This is a genomic window from Anaerobacillus sp. 63XJN7_4_ISO-PGPR-S23-413, assembly GCF_056173725.1.
The window spans coordinates 2,003,378-2,018,805 of sequence record NZ_CM149688.1 but is presented as its reverse complement, the minus strand read 5'-3'; the positions used below and the strand labels follow the sequence as shown (position 1 = coordinate 2,018,805).

Below are 15,428 nucleotides of genomic sequence, written 5' to 3'. Positions count from 1 at the left end.
CCAAATGAGGGTGCATAAAAAAACCCTCATCTGCTCGAACAGAAGAGGGTTTGGATAGACCGAGCCTCTTCTCATTTTTCGACTTTCGTCGCAGGAATTAGCACGGTTCCAATTGAACATAAGTTCATAGGTCCGTTGCCGAGGTATCTAAGGGCCAGTCCCTCCACCTCTCTGAATAAGAAGATCCTTTAAACAAAGGATTATTAAGTTAGTCCCAATAATAAATGGTTTTAAAACGGATGTCAATACAAAAGTACTCATAAAAATAATTATATTACAAAAGAGATAACAAAGTAGCCAGCTGCTGCTAATCCCGCCGCTAATAAAGCTGGGCCAAGCTTAAATTTCGCATATGTCATAGGATTCAACTGCAAGATCCTCGCAACTGTATTCGTATTGTCACTTAGCGGAGAAGCAAAAGCGCCAAATGTCCCACTCGCAAACACGGCTCCAATGACAACAGGTAGATCTGCTCCTGTAGAATACCCTAATGAAATACCGAGCGGCATTAAAATTCCCCATGTGCCCCATGATGAGCCAATAAAGTATGAAATAAACGCCCCAACGAGAAATAAGACTGGTGGTACAAATAAAGTAGGAATCCAATCAAGGTTTGAGGTAACAAAAGACGAGAAGCCAAGAGCTTCTGTTGAAGCTGCTAAGCCCCAAACGACAGTAAGCAAGACGATGACCGGCATCATCTCGTTACCACCTTCGATAAAATAAGTAACAAGGTCCTTTAAAGAAAAACGCTGAAATAAATAGAAAATGAACGTTAAAAGTACTGTAGTGAGAAGTGCAAAGACCATCGCGTCGAGGACATCTGCCTCAATAAACGCCTTGATTAAAGAAGTAAACCCCTTCTTATAACCACTCCAATATGTAAGAAGAAGTGTTAGGAGAATAACTCCTCCAAGAGGTATTAATAAATTCATCGGTTTCGTAGGAAGATCCTTCGCCACAGCTGGATGACAATCTTCCCATTGATCATCAAGCTTTTTTTCCACATTACCTGCGTCTGTAGCTGGCGTTTTTCGATGATGGAAAAAACTCAAATAAAAGCCAATCAATAAAATACTAATCGAAAAAAAGTTGTAAGGGATACTTTGAAGAAAGTAACGATAGCCATCTCCTTCAATGCCTTCTGCTTTTAGTGAAAGCTGCACAACAGATGACATATAGCCGACAAAAGCGGTAGCAATTGGCATTAAGACAATAACTGGAGTTGCTGTCGTTTCTATCACAAATCCAAGCTCCTGAGGAGTGATTTTCACTTTATTTAAAAGAGCTTTCATGATTGGGGCTACCGTTACAATGCGGAAACTAGGAGCACTAAATGTTCCTAGCGTTGACACCCACGTCAGAAATAACGCTCCTTTTTTTGAGTTGATTTTGGATGAGGCAACTTGAACAAATCCTTTTATCCCACCAGTATATTTCATCAATCCGATTAAGCCCGTAAACATATATAGAAAAAGGACGATTTTAACATTATTTTCATCTTTCAAACCAGTCATAATAAATTCATAGAACTGTTGTAAACCAATGATCAATCCAGGTTTGTATATAAATGATGCTGTTAGCAAACCCGCCGTTAATCCGGGGATCACTAGTTTTGTTTTCATCGCAATGATAATGACAACGATAAACGGAAAAATGGATAACCAGGCCATTAGCGTCGCCCTCCTTAAGCTCTAGTTTGCTCTCTAGAGAACGACCTATACTACGGGAACCGATAATGTTGATTCCTCATTCGTCTGAGCAAGTCGAGTTGCTCGAAGTCATTGGTGCCATATGGTTTAAATAAGACAAATTGAACATCGTTCCTTAACTTATTCATACAAAAAAGCCAGAGCTCAGTGCTCTGGCTATTTCTTTTTTAATGCGCTATTGTATTTTAATCTATTGATCGATGCAGCTCCAATTCCAAACATAGCTGTTCGTAATTCGAACTCAATTCGCTTTAATTGATCTGATAGCGCTTCTTCACTATCATCTACTGCATTTTCAAGTAATGCCCTACCAAATCCGGACACATCCGCCCCGAGAGCAATAGCTTTAGCTGCATCCACACCATTTTTTAGTCCGCCACTTGCAACCATCGGGACATCGGGATGCTGTTTCCTTACATCAATAATACAATCAGCTGTCGGGTTACCCCAATCTTGAAAAGCTTCGGCAGCTTGTTGTCTTAATGTTTGATGGGAACGAAAACTTTCAACTTGAATCCAGGATGTTCCACCCGCTCCAGCAACATCAATAAAACTGGCACCTGCACTTATAAGACGCTGAGCACTCTTCGCATCGATTCCCATGCCAACCTCTTTAATACCGAGTGGAACAGGGATCGCTTTTGCTACTTCTCGAATTTTATCGATTAAATCTTGGAAATTTGTATCACCCTCAGGTTGGAATACTTCTTGTAATGGATTTAAATGAAGCAGAAGCGCATCAGCTTGAATGAAGTCAATCGCTCTCTTACACTCTTCTACTGTAAAACCATAATTGAGTTGAACAGCTCCAATATTGGCTAGTATAGGAATGGTTGGTGCATGTTTTCTTACGTCAAATGAATAAGCGGATTTCGATTCTTGAATAGCGGCACGCATTGAGCCTACACCAAGCGCCCAACCATGTGCTTCAGCAGCTTTGGCAAGACGTTTATTAATCTCCCAAGATCGCTCTGTACCGCCGGTCATTGAGCTGATCAGAAATGGCGTCTTCAATTTCTTATTAAGAAATTGAGTGGAGATATCGACTTCATTATAATCAATTTCTGGTAGTGGATTATGCTTAAAACGATATTTTTCTAACCCCGTCGTAAGTCCCTGTCCTTCCACGTCTTCCGTTAGACAAATATCAATATGTTCGTTCTTTCTTTTTTCGGTTTGATCAAACCCCAAGTGTTCCAATGGAATTCCCCCTGCGCTGCTCTTTTTTCATCTGTCGATGTAATAATGGTTTTAACCTGAGTCGATTGTACCTTTGTATAAGAATAAATGGAAGATTAACTATTAAAGAATACCCAACCATTACTAAACCAATACTCAAAGGATTCCATAAGAAAAACAAGAATGAAGGTGGTATGAGAAGCCAATGGGTCACCTCTGCACGTCTTGTCTCTAAGATAAATTTCCTTATATAAGAAGAAGTGAGCGTTTTGAGTTCTTTCTTCCGAAATCCTCCTTTAAACACATCTCCCCCATCAGGTAGTATTGTTTTCCACTTCCTTATCTGGATACGATCATACACTTTCAGTTCCCATTTCTTATTTTGTAACATTGATTTTTTAGATTCATAAAAGGAATCTGGCAACCGAAGGCAAATATAAGAGATAGAAACATGAATGATCAGCCAGGCAAAAATATTCACTAAGATTAACCCTACGATCGATAAGTGGATGACCTGCATACAAATTCCTCGTTTCAAAATTGTTTAACATATCCAAGATTAGGTAATTATTATGTCAGGAAAACCTATTATACACTGTAACAGCGTTATGATTCCTTTACAAAGGTTATACCCACACTATACAATTACAGTGTATAAATGTCGACGCTTGAAGTTAATTCGATGAAGGAGGAGATGGAATGAGCAAAAAAACAATCGTTATTGGTGCTGGACTAGGAGGTCTTTCGGCAGCTATTCGTCTTGCAGCCGATGGACATCAAGTTACCGTACTGGAAAAAAATGAGCGCGCTGGCGGCAAATTAAACAAACGTTCTGGCCAAGGGTTTAAATTCGATACGGGTCCTTCCATTCTAACAATGCCTTGGGTCCTTGAGAAACTATTCAAAAGCGCAAACCGAAATGTAAACGATTATATGACCATTAAACGTATTGAACCTCAATGGAGAACTTTCTTCGAAGATGGCGCCCAGATTGATGTAACAAGTGATATAGCTGTTATGTTATCTGAAGTACATAAGCGCTCAGAGAAAGATTATTCCAACTTCCTCTCCTATTTAGATTATTGCAAAACGATGTTCGATTTAAGCTTAAAAAGCTTTTACAAAAAAAGCTTGTCAGGCATTCAAGATTTGCAAAAACTGCATTCATTTAAAGATCTTCTCACAATGAACCCTATGAAATCAATGAATCAGGCAACGGAAAAATATCTGGATGATAAACATCTTCAGCAGCTCTTTAACTTCTTTATTATGTATATTGGCTCATCACCTTATCATTCCCCTGCCATTCTTTCACAACTTGTTTATGTGCAGCTTGGCCTTGGTATTTATTATGTTGAAGGCGGTATGTATAACATAGCAGAAGGAATGCTTAAGCTACTTGATGAGCTAGGTGTGGACGTACAAGTCAATACAGAGGTCGCTGAGATTCTCACCGTAAACAAAAAAGCAGCTGGTGTAAAACTTGCGAATGGGACGATGATGGAGGCAGACTTAATCGTTAGTAATCTTGAAGGCATCCCTGCCCACGAGACGCTTCTTAAAGGAGAGCCTGGTGCTGAAAAAGTGAAAGATGAATTGAAAAAATATACTCCTACCGTTTCAGGCCTTGTGTTGTTACTTGGTGTAAATAAGACGTTTGATCACCTTCAACACCACAACTTTTTCTTCTCGAAAGATCCCGAGTTAGAATTCAAACAAATATTTGATGAAGGGGTCCCTGCTGACGATCCAACGGTCTATATTGGTGTCTCATCAAAATCTGACCCTACTCAGGCACCGGCTGGAAAAGAAAATCTCTTTGTCTTAACACATGTTCCACCATTAGAGCCTGGTGAGAGCTTTGAGAAACATCGCGGTAGATACCGTGAAATCGTCCTAGATAAATTAGAACGAATGGGTATGACAGGTCTTCGCGAATCAATTGAATTCGAATATCAGTTCATTCCAGATGATATTAAGAATTTATATGGTTCTAACGGCGGCTCTATCTATGGTGTAGCAACGGATCGTAAAGTAAACGGTGGTTTTAAAATACCATCTAGAAGTTCACTAATTGATAATCTGTACTTTGTAGGCGGTTCAACACATCCAGGTGGTGGTGTACCAATGGTTACACTTTCAGGTCAGTTAACTGCAGATTTAATTGCTGAAGATCAGAAATTGAAAGATGAACAAACTGGCTAAGAAAGGGACTTCGCAACATGATGAAATGGGATAACGTAATCTTTCGACTATTTATTTTTTGGTACTGCTGTGGGTTGATCCTTGTTGGCTTCGACCTACTTCCATCGTTTCTTAACTGGGCAAATGCCTTCTTCCTTATACTCTGTGGAATATTAGGCAGCTTTTATTTTGTACGTACGTTTGGGGCTTTGCGGGGGCTTTCAATTGCCTCCTTTATCTTTGCTTTCAGCATGATCGCAGAGGGCTTAGGCGTTCATTATGGTTTAATCTTTGGTAAATATGATTATTCCGGTGATTTTGGGTTTAAATTAGCTGACGTTCCAATAGGGATTGGTTTTGCTTGGATTATGGTGATCGCCGTTACCCATGTGCTATCGCTTCAAATGACCGAAATACTAAATCCTGGAATCATAAGATGGATCGTCTACTCCCTTGTAGGCTCCCTTATTGCCGTTTTAATTGACTTAATCATTGATCCCGTCGCCTATTTAGTGAAGGCTTATTGGGGATGGGACGGAAACGGCGTTTATTATAACGTTCCTTTCCAAAATTTCACGGGCTGGTTCTGGGTATCCCTTTTCTTCCATGCCTTACTCTATCCTCTCTATATGAGGAATAAGGTTCCAAATAGGACTTCTTTCATTATATGGAAGCATCGAATGGCTATGTTATTTGGTATGGTCATGGGTATGTTTATTTTCCTTGCACTACTTGATGGACTTTGGCTTGCGGTCTTTGTAACATCGATTCCTACACTGCTTTTGCTAATTACCTATAAGAAAAAAGCGAAGCAAAATGGACACGCTAAAGTGGAAGAGGTGACCGTCTAATGTTGCTCATCTATATTAGCATTCTTACAGCGTTTGTCTTGTGGACGATCATCAATTCACTCTTCATGCCACGTCTATCAAATCGAAGTATTCAGGGGGATGAGAATGGACGTGTATCCATTCTTATCCCTCTTCGTGATGAAGAACGAAACGTAGGGGAACTCCTTCAAAGCTTAAAAAAGCTCACATATCAAAATATTGAATTTCTTCTACTTGACGACCACTCTAGTGATCAAACATTGAATTTACTGTATGAAGGAACAAAAAATGATCCGCGATTTATGATAATTCGTGGTAAAGACCTACCTGAAGGTTGGACTGGGAAAGTATATGCTTGTCACCAGCTAAGTGAACATGCTAAAGGACAATACCTACTGTTTAATGATGCAGATTTAAGACTGTCGCCAAATGCGGTTCAAGCTGCCCTCTTATTAATGAAAAAGCGGAAGGCTTCCATGATAACAGGGTTTCCTGCTTTTCCTGTAAGCTTGTTTCTTGAAAAGCTTCTTGTACCACTTCAGCATTTTGTCGTTCATTTCCATCTTCCATTAGCACCAGCTAATTGGACGAACCTTCCCTCCTTCACCGCTGCTCATGGGGCTTTTATAATGGTTCATACGGAATCATACAAACACGTTGGTGGTCATGAAGGGATTCGCGAGACCCTCCTAGATGATATTGATTTAGCAAAAGCATTTAAGAAAAAAGGACAAAGAGTTATTCTTGCCAATATAACAAATGTGGTCACTTGTTATATGTATCAAACAAATCGCGAAGTCTGGAATGGTTTCACTAAAAACCTTTTCCCAGGTCTCGGCCGCTCTCGTTTCCTAATATGGATCCTCTTTATTTTTTATGGTATTTTCTATGTCGGCCCTTTTATTTTATTACTTGCAGGGCTTTATACAGCATTAACAGGTTCACTAATAGTCGCACTCTTTTACCCCTATGTCCTAATCGTGCTTCAAAAAGCATGGATTGATTTAAGAACGAATCAAAGAGTCACGTTATCGCTCCTCATGCCACTTAGTGCTGTCGCGTTTATGACTCTGTTGATTCATTCTATGCGCACAGGTTTAAGGCAGAAAGGTTATGTTTGGAAAGGAAGAACATACTCATGAAAACAATTGCCGTTATTGGGGCAGGACTCGGTGGGCTCTCTGCTTCAATTAAGCTAGCTAGCAAAGGATACAACGTACACGTTTATGACAAAAATGAATACGCAGGTGGGAAAATGATGCCTGTTAACCTGGGGACACATCACTTTGATTTCGGGCCAAACACAATGACAATGCCTGAAATTTTTGATTCTTTATTTGAAGAAGCAAACCTTAACCCCAGGGATTATTTCACGTGGATGAAGCTCGACCATCATACAAGAAATGTAGACTATGATGGTCAATCTTTTATGATGAGCACAGACGAATCTTTCATGATAGAACAACTACAGAAGCTTGATTCATTTGCAGCGAATCATTATCTCGCATATCTCAAAGAAATTGAACGACTCTATCATTTATCCAAATCATCATTCTTTCCGAGGATGTTTACAAAGTGGAATGATTACTTGTCTCCTACATTGTTTCGTGCGGTTATGAAAGTGAGACCGCTTGAGAAAATGAATCACTTTCATGAACGCTATTTTCAGCATCCTCTTTTATTAAAAGCTTTTAATCGCTATTCTACATATATTGGTTCCTCCCCCTTTCTCTCGCCAGCTACTTTTGCGATGATCGGATACCTTGAGATGGTGCAGGGAGTTTATTATGTTAAAGGGGGAAACACCAAACTTGCTGAAAGTCTAGAAACCGCGGCAAAACAGCTAGGTGTTACTTTTCACTTAAATACTGAAGTGAATCAAATACATGTTGAAAATAAAAAAGCGAAGCAAATTGAAACGGCTTCTGATCGATTAAACGTAGACAAGGTTATTATTAATGGCGATTTATTAAAAGCCTATCCAGCATTAGTTGATGAGAAAGAGCGACCATCCATGCCTAATATAAAAATTGAGAGATCATCTCCTTCCATTTCCGCTTTTGTCATCATGGCTGGATTATCAACAAGACTTCCTAATCTCGTACATCATCAAGTATACTTTGCTCAAAATTACAGTCATGAGTTTAAAACGCTATTTAAAGGAGAATGGCCTGACGATCCGACGATCTATATTTCAAATTCTTCAGCAACAGACCCTTCTGTTTCTCCAGATGGAGATAATCTCTTTATTCTAGTAAATGCGCCTCCTCTGTCCGAAAATAACCAAGTTTCCTTAGAGGAATATAAAGAGAAAATATATGATAAGTTGGAGAAGCATGAATTACCTATAAGAAAGCACCTTGTCACGGAGAAGGTCATCGGACCTGAAGAAATTAAAGAACGTTTCCACGCTTTCAGAGGGGCACTCTACGGCATTTCTTCGAATTCTTTAAAAAATAGTTTTCTTAGACCTTCCAATCAATCAAAGGATATCTCGAATATCTACTTTGCTGGCGGAAGCACCCATCCTGGTGGTGGTTCTCCAATGGTCGTCATTAGCGGGAAAAATGTGGCGAATCGAATCATACGCGAAGATCACTAGTGCACAAGTACAAATTGTTCAGTAAAGAACGCCATTTATGGTAGACTATCTAAACAAATTTAAAGTGCCTTCCAAATGAAGCTTGCGTTTGGAGGGCACTTTTCGATTTAATTTATCAATTATTTCGTTTGAACACCTTTTACCCTTAATTCTTCAACAAATGATGCAACAGGCGATCTTTATCTTCAAAAAATTGTTTCATCGTCACAAAATGATCAGTTCCTTCTAACGTTACGTCACTCATGCTATCGGCGTTTAGCTGTAGGATTCTTGCCTCAGGGTATGCCATTAAAATTGGTGAGTGTGTCGATATAATTAGTTGAGAACCTTCTTGAACAAGCTCATGTATTCTCGTTAACATCGATAGCTGCCTAATCGGTGAGAGCGCCGCTTCGGGTTCATCTAAAATGTACAACCCTCTTCCTTGAAATCGGTACATAAATGTAGCAAAAAAAGACTCTCCGTGCGATTGTTGATGAAGTGATTTCCCTCCAAAAGAATCAATAATTTTCGGACCAAATCCCTCTTGATCTAATGCTTCAATATTCGTAGCTAAATTGTAATACGTCTCGGCTCGAAAAAAAAAAGAATCATCTGGTCTATGAACTCCTCTTGTTAATTTCAAATACTGATGCAAATTTGAGTGAGAATCATAGCTAGAAAAATTGAAATTCTTCGTGCCACCTTCAGGATTCATACCTAGTGTCCCAGCTATCCCTTCTAGCAGCGTTGATTTCCCCATTCCATTCTCACCAACAATATACGTAACATTTGGGTGAAAGATAAGTTCATCCTGTAGACTTTGTACAGCAGGTAGTGAGAACGGAAATTCATTGGCTTCAGTTTTTTCTAAACGGACACTTCTGATATATTGTGTCTCTTTCGTTAGTTTCACTTGACTCCCCCTTTTGTCATAACACTTAAGAAACCCTTTATGCACATTCTGGAAAAGGTTTGAGGAATCTTCTATTGAATAAAGTATGATCCCACTACATCGATCAAGACTATGACGGCGGCTGACCTTCATGTTTTTCAAAGCAAGTAAAGCAGTATAGCTGACCATTCCAACTAACTCCATCGAGAAAACCATTCAAGCAATAAACTAATTTCTGACAGTTTGTACACTCACCAATTTGTTCTCTCATGCGATCATCCTTCCAGAGGATTGAACTTTTGTGATCAAAAAGAATTCGGACTTAGAATAAATGAAACTGGGCTCTATCTAAGGTCTTTCCCTAATCCCTTTTATTAATAAATTGCAGAGCTCGGTGAAGCCATTCATTGAACTCCTCCGGGTATTCATGATCCAGACCTTGAATAATTTTCAGTTCATGTGCAACCTCTTGAGCTTCCAACAACTCGGATAAGGCTTTAGACCCCTCAAGACAGTCATCATCTTCCTCACCACATATGATATAAGCCTTTATATTTGAATTCTTTAAAGAATCGATAGTATCTCGCCATTCATCAATATTAGGAATCCATGGTGCTACGAAAATAAAACCATCCACACGTATACGCTGCTCGAGAATCGCTCTAAGTGCTACGTGACATCCTGCTGAAAAACCTCCAATAATCAAGTTTTCTCTAGAGGAAAGGGAATTCACATGGTCCTGTATTTCTTGTACCCCTAAAGCAGCGTCTTCCCATTCATAAGCATCTGAAAACTGGATTTGAGATGATTGAGGAAAGGCGAGTTTATACTTTTTCGTTGCTGTTCGGTTCCAAGCTACAGCGGTCATTTCAGCATTCTCTTGATCTCCATGAACAGCCATAAGAACGGGACGTTCTTGTTCACCCTCGTTATTTAAAACCGTTAACGCTGGCTTTGCTTGTTCCATCGCCTTTTCTTCTCTTTGTTTACAAAGCTGAACCAATTCTTGAAACTTTTCAAACTCACGGAGGGAATCCAAGTCTTCATCCGCTTGTAAATACTCATACGCATACCAGTATCCCTTATCAATAATGGCTTCCTCCATGATCCCAAGGGCTTCTTTTTTTAGGTCAGATGCAGCTGCAAGAGCATATTGAAAATTGTAGAGCTGCGCTTGATTGCCTTCCACATTCTTCGCATGCTCTTTCATAAATTGATAAGCTTTTAAACTACCACTTTCTTCATAAATTGTGATCGTTTCATTCAATAAACGTGTATAAGATCGTTTTTTCATAATTTCCCCCAAATGATTAATAGCAAGCTACCTCTATCATGCCATAAGTCCTTCAAAAACAAAACGCCTTACAATTAAACCGAAGTTGCTCCCATTCACTTCGAAGCATCCCCATTTTGATGGCATCGTAGTAAACACCTTCTACTATTCTTGCATCTCTTATTCTAGCTTCTTCTTTCATTCCAACCTTCCCTGCCACCTTGATCATCCGTTCATTCCCAGACCAGGTAGACATGCCAAGTCGATGAAGCTTTGTTGATCGAAATAGAAAATGGATCCATTCTCTATAAGCTTCAGAACCGTATCCTCCATTCCAGTAAGATGGATCATAAATAACAATTCCGGTTTCAAGCCAGTTAGTGAACTTATCAACCCAGTATGATCCCACTGTACCTATCACTTTATTGTCTGCTTCAATAACTAACGTATCTGGAACTCCGAGACTAATTTCACGCTGTTGCTCCCACTCTTTCTTGTACTCTACTTTGGATATCTTCTTCTCAATGATGTATGGGCCGTTCCATTTTTTTGCTTCTTGCTTCTCCTCTTCATATTTCCAATAGTATAAAGTACTAATATCCTCCAATGTTGCCTCTCTTAATGTTACTTTCTTCTTCTCAATATAAATCAACAGGCTTTCCTACCTTTCTTTGTCGATAACATAGCTCTTTCTAGAATAGCTTTCTTGATTACTTGCGTCACCCTTTTTGAAAAAAATTAGAGATCATTACCCCTAATGATGCATAGAACATTCATTACCTCCTAATCATTTCAAATTCTCTCAAATGTTACAACTCCTTTTCGCTTAGATTCCTTAATCTTAAAGACATTAAGGATATAACAAAAAGCTCTCCTCCAATTGGAAGAGAGCTTTTTTGTTAATTTCCGGCAATCGCCGATAAAAGCGCTTCTTTTTCTTTTTCCGATACAAATGCTCGCTGGTGAAAGACATTATACTCTTTTTTACGAATGGACTGCAAAATGGCTTTGTAAAAAACCGCTGAGCTTTTCACTGGAAGGCGAGCATCTAGAGGATAATGATGCATAGCTGAGAAAGCTGTTTCGTAATGCATTTCAGCTCGAACAGCAAGCTTTTCCCAAACTTTGATAAATGCCTCATTCATTCTTCGACTTCTTAAATCTTCAACACCATAACCTAATGCTTCCATCTCTGCAATTGGCAAATAAATTCGGTCTCGGTCTAGATCTTCAGAGATATCTCTTAAAATGTTCGTGATTTGCATGCCAAGACCTAACGCTATGGCACTCTCTCGAAGTTCGTCTACCTTTTTTGGAGCAAGAATTGGAAGAAGCATAAGGCCAACGGTGCTTGCCACATGATAAGAATAATGTTCAAGTTCCTCAAGCGTATAATACTTCGTTTTATATAAGTCCATTTCTTGCCCAGCAATCATATCGTGAAAAGCTTTCGTATCCATGGAGAAATTACGAAAAACATCTTCAAGAGCTAGCCACATAGGATCAGTTTTTGGTATTTCACCTTTTAGAAAAGAGGCAAATTCAGAACGAAAGACCTTTAATTCTGCTTCAGGATCTGTGCCTTCATCAATGATGTCATCAACCTGCCTGCAAAAACCATAAACAGCCCAGACTGCTTTCTTCTTTGAAGAAGGCAATAAAGAAAACGCTTTGTAAAACGTTTTGGAATGATGTTTAATAATGGCTTCACAGTGAGCATAGGCTTGTTCGAGCATCTCTCGTTCACACCCTTTCAATTTCTTTTACAAGAAGATCCGCCCCCTGCATAACGATTGGGATGCCACCTCCAGGATGGATCGATGCTCCCACCGCATAAAGGTTTTCAAATTTAAAAGGTTTCACTTGTGGTCTAAAAGCGCCTGATTGTGTAAGCGTTGGGGCGATACCGAAGCTCCCCCCTTTATATAAGCCTTCCACTTCTGCATCAGCAGGTGTGCGAATTTCTAACCACTCTATAGATTCTTTTAAACCTGGAAAACCTCTTGTTTCAAGAAGTTCAATCATTTTTGATGCAACGTTTTCCTTTTCATCCCATTCGACTGCTTCACCTGATGGTACGGGGATCAGCACGTATAGCACGCCTTTACCAGGAGGTGCTAGCGTTTCATCAATGAGAGAAGGATGGAACGTGTAAATAGCCGGTTGGTCTGTCAATTTACCACCTTGAAAAACGTCCTTCATATGGGATGTAAAGTCATTTGTCATAAAAAATTGATGAACATCAGCATTATCATATACACGATCAAGCCCCATATAGAGGAGTAGACAACCTGAGGAGGCTTTGTATTTCTTCCGAGGAACTTTCTCTTTTTTTATCAGATTCTTGATCATAGGGAAATCTCCATTGTACACTACTTTATCATAATAATGTTCTCCACTTGTAGTACGAATTCCTCTACATGTCTTCCCATCAATGAGTAATTCTTCCACGTTAGATTCTAAATGAACCGTTACGTTTTGAAGACGAAGATGTTTTTCTAATACAGTAATCAAGCTTGCATAGCCACCTTTTAAATACCAGATGCCATGTTCATATTCGCTAAAAGGAACTAAAGAATAAAGTGCTGGTGAAGCAGATGGATTTCCACCAATATAAAGCGTTTGTAGGGCAAAGGCGTCTTGCAACCGTTCATCATTAAAATAATTAGATACTTGAGATTGAACAGACTGGTAAGCTTTAAGCTCGAGTAAAAGCTTCATATTACTTGGAGTAAAGAAATCTTTTCTATTAATAAAAGACTGTTCGAGAAAAGCCGCCTTTCCTTTCTTAAATCGAACGCGCATATCTTCAAGATAAGAAAGAAAATGTTGCTCTTCTCCAGGAAACATTCGAGTGATCTCTTCCAGCTGCTTCTCGATATCACTTGTTTTCGTAAAAGTAGAACCGTCTGGATAAATCATGCGATATAGTGGATCACACCTTACCATCTCAACTTCCTCACGAGGAACTCCCGCTTTATCCAAAAACTCATAGATCATCTCTGGAAGAAGCACGATCGTAGGGCCTTTGTCGATCTTGAACCCATCTCGTTCAACAAATGAAAGTCTACCTCCAAGCGTAGGCGCTTTTTCATGCAGCTCAACGTTGTAGCCTTTTTGTGAAAGGAGTAGCGCGGAAAGCATGCCACCTATGCCTCCACCTACTATACCAATCGTCATTTCGCACTCTCCAAAAGCGCTGCTTGTTCATGAAGCATTCTGCTCGTGATGCGTGCAGATTCCATAATTGTTGGAAGTCCACTCCCCGGGTGAGTTCCTCCACCAACAAGCCAGCAATGATTTAATTCTTTAAATTGGTTAGGTGGACGGAAGTACATCATTTGAGGAAGATTATGAGCTAAATTAAATGTGGCTCCTTTATAAACATTTAAATCCATCTCCCAATCCGTTGGCGTGTACATTTCCTCAACTTCGATATGCTTTTCAATATCCTTAAATTCCGTTCTTTGTTCAAGCTGATCAAGAACTAATCTTCTAAATTCATCCTTACGTTCTTCCCAATCAACTAAACTAAAGTTATTCGGTACTGGAGCAAGGATATAAATGGAAGATTTACCTTCTGGAGCAAGTGTATCGTCAGTAACGGAAGCATTTTGTACATAAATGGAAGGATCTTCTGATAGAATTTTCTTCTTAGTAAGCTCTTCTACGTTCTTTTTATAATCAGAGGAGAAGATAATAGAGTGATGCGGTAAGTCGTACTTTTTATCTACACCAAGGTATAGCATAAAGGCTGAGCAAGAATATTTTTTCTGTTCCATTTTTTTAGGTGTATATTTTTTTACAGAACCAGATGGAATGAGATGATTTACAGCATGTGCGAAGTCAGCATTTATAATGACTTCATCGGCATAATCCGTCGTACCATCTTCAAGTTCCACACCTTTCACTGTCTTCCCATCAAGTAAGAGCTGCTTCACACCTTTATTCGTATGAACTTCGCCGCCCTCTTCCTTAATAACCCTGGCCATAGCTTCTGGAATTTGACTCAATCCGCCAATCGGATGAAAAATGCCGTAAGCATGTTCCATATAAGAAAGAATCGTAAAAGCACCTGGACACTCCCACGGTGACATTCCAAGGTATTTTGCCTGGAAAGTAAAGGATAGCCTTAAACGCTCATCATCGAAATAATGGGAAAGTCGCTTGTAAACACTATCTGTCACCGTCAATTTAGGTAAAGCCTTCACAAACCGCCATCTACCATAATCAAGAAGTGAATCATGCTTATTTTGAAGAATAGGCATGAGCGCTTCGAATTTTTCTTTCTCTTCTTTCATAAAACGTCTATACCCTTCACCGTCTCCAGGAAATGTCTCTTCGATTCTTCTAACCATTTCATCCTGGTCACGCGTTGGATAAAAGGAAACATCATCGAATTTCAATTCGTACATTGGATCGATTTCAATTAAGTCGATATAGTCATGGACATTACGTCCAGATTCCTCGAACATTTCTTCGAGAATATGCGGCATATTAAGGAAGGTTGGTCCTCTGTCAAAGCGGTAGCCACTTCGCTCAAATCCAGAAGTTCGCCCCCCCACATAGGATTGTTTCTCATAAACTGTAACCGAATGTCCTTTGCTCGCTAGAAGCATAGCAGCTGTAAGCCCTCCCGGACCTGCACCGATTACGATGACTCGTTTTGTTGTTGGCATCATTTTTCCCCTTCCATCCGCATATGAAACTTCGCACATATATTATACAAACATTATACATATTAACGCTATTTTGTTCAACAATTTATGCACAA

13 protein-coding genes and 1 riboswitch are annotated in these 15,428 nt (G+C 39.5%); of the genes, 4 read left to right on the top strand and 9 right to left on the bottom strand.

Annotation, left to right across the window (positions count from 1 at the left end; all coding sequences use genetic code 11):
* Window positions 1-68: 68 nt before the first annotated feature.
* A riboswitch (SAM riboswitch) is annotated at window positions 69-182 on the bottom strand.
* Window positions 183-269: 87 nt separating this feature from the next.
* The 3 genes from AC0VYO_RS10930 to AC0VYO_RS10920 all read right to left on the bottom strand — a co-directional run bounded on the left by AC0VYO_RS10930 (window position 270) and on the right by AC0VYO_RS10920 (window position 3,411).
* The gene (locus tag AC0VYO_RS10930) at window positions 270-1,673 is read right to left on the bottom strand and encodes a Na+/H+ antiporter NhaC family protein (protein WP_194221612.1); all 1,404 of its coding nucleotides are present in this window, start codon (window positions 1,671-1,673) and stop codon (window positions 270-272) included.
* 195 nt (window positions 1,674-1,868) lie between these two features.
* Window positions 1,869-2,912, bottom strand: a complete 1,044-nt coding sequence (fni, locus tag AC0VYO_RS10925; protein WP_226613046.1) for a type 2 isopentenyl-diphosphate Delta-isomerase — start codon at window positions 2,910-2,912, stop codon at window positions 1,869-1,871.
* The gene (locus tag AC0VYO_RS10920) at window positions 2,893-3,411 is read right to left on the bottom strand and encodes a glycosyl-4,4'-diaponeurosporenoate acyltransferase CrtO family protein (RefSeq protein WP_475367369.1); all 519 of its coding nucleotides are present in this window, start codon (window positions 3,409-3,411) and stop codon (window positions 2,893-2,895) included. The genes fni and AC0VYO_RS10920 overlap by 20 nt, the downstream gene beginning before the upstream one ends.
* Window positions 3,412-3,590: 179 nt before the next feature.
* Here AC0VYO_RS10920 and AC0VYO_RS10915 point away from each other — a divergent pair, with 179 nt between their 5' ends.
* From AC0VYO_RS10915 to AC0VYO_RS10900, 4 genes are read left to right on the top strand one after another with little or no spacing between them, the layout of a single operon-like run.
* Window positions 3,591-5,096, top strand: a complete 1,506-nt coding sequence (locus AC0VYO_RS10915) for a phytoene desaturase family protein (protein ID WP_475367368.1) — start codon at window positions 3,591-3,593, stop codon at window positions 5,094-5,096.
* Between the two features lie 17 nt (window positions 5,097-5,113).
* A complete protein-coding gene (locus AC0VYO_RS10910; RefSeq protein ID WP_475368980.1) occupies window positions 5,114-5,926 on the top strand; it encodes a carotenoid biosynthesis protein in 813 nt (270 codons plus the stop codon).
* Entirely contained in the window at window positions 5,926-7,047 is a 1,122-nt protein-coding gene (locus tag AC0VYO_RS10905; protein ID WP_475367366.1) for a glycosyltransferase family 2 protein, read from the top strand. Before AC0VYO_RS10910 ends, AC0VYO_RS10905 begins: the two co-directional genes overlap by 1 nt.
* Complete coding sequence (locus AC0VYO_RS10900; protein WP_475367365.1) at window positions 7,044-8,507, top strand: phytoene desaturase family protein; 1,464 nt, start codon at window positions 7,044-7,046, stop codon at window positions 8,505-8,507. Before AC0VYO_RS10905 ends, AC0VYO_RS10900 begins: the two co-directional genes overlap by 4 nt.
* 145 nt (window positions 8,508-8,652) lie before the next feature.
* On the opposite strand, the gene AC0VYO_RS10895 is transcribed toward AC0VYO_RS10900, so the two are convergent.
* From AC0VYO_RS10895 to AC0VYO_RS10870, 6 genes are all read right to left on the bottom strand, one after another.
* Window positions 8,653-9,402 (bottom strand): AAA family ATPase, encoded by a 750-nt coding sequence (locus tag AC0VYO_RS10895; RefSeq protein ID WP_475367364.1) that lies wholly within the window; start codon window positions 9,400-9,402, stop codon window positions 8,653-8,655.
* A gap of 340 nt (window positions 9,403-9,742) precedes the next feature.
* A complete protein-coding gene (locus AC0VYO_RS10890; RefSeq protein WP_430246360.1) occupies window positions 9,743-10,675 on the bottom strand; it encodes an alpha/beta hydrolase in 933 nt (310 codons plus the stop codon).
* Window positions 10,676-10,727: 52 nt separating this feature from the next.
* Complete coding sequence (locus tag AC0VYO_RS10885; protein WP_475368979.1) at window positions 10,728-11,306, bottom strand: GNAT family N-acetyltransferase; 579 nt, start codon at window positions 11,304-11,306, stop codon at window positions 10,728-10,730.
* A 247-nt stretch (window positions 11,307-11,553) separates the two neighbouring features.
* The gene (locus tag AC0VYO_RS10880; protein ID WP_430246356.1) at window positions 11,554-12,390 is read right to left on the bottom strand and encodes a phytoene/squalene synthase family protein; all 837 of its coding nucleotides are present in this window, start codon (window positions 12,388-12,390) and stop codon (window positions 11,554-11,556) included.
* A 7-nt stretch (window positions 12,391-12,397) separates the two neighbouring features.
* A complete protein-coding gene (locus AC0VYO_RS10875) occupies window positions 12,398-13,834 on the bottom strand; it encodes a phytoene desaturase family protein (RefSeq protein ID WP_430246354.1) in 1,437 nt (478 codons plus the stop codon).
* Entirely contained in the window at window positions 13,831-15,333 is a 1,503-nt protein-coding gene (locus AC0VYO_RS10870) for a phytoene desaturase family protein (protein ID WP_475367361.1), read from the bottom strand. The genes AC0VYO_RS10875 and AC0VYO_RS10870 overlap by 4 nt, the downstream gene beginning before the upstream one ends.
* Window positions 15,334-15,428 lie beyond the last annotated feature (95 nt).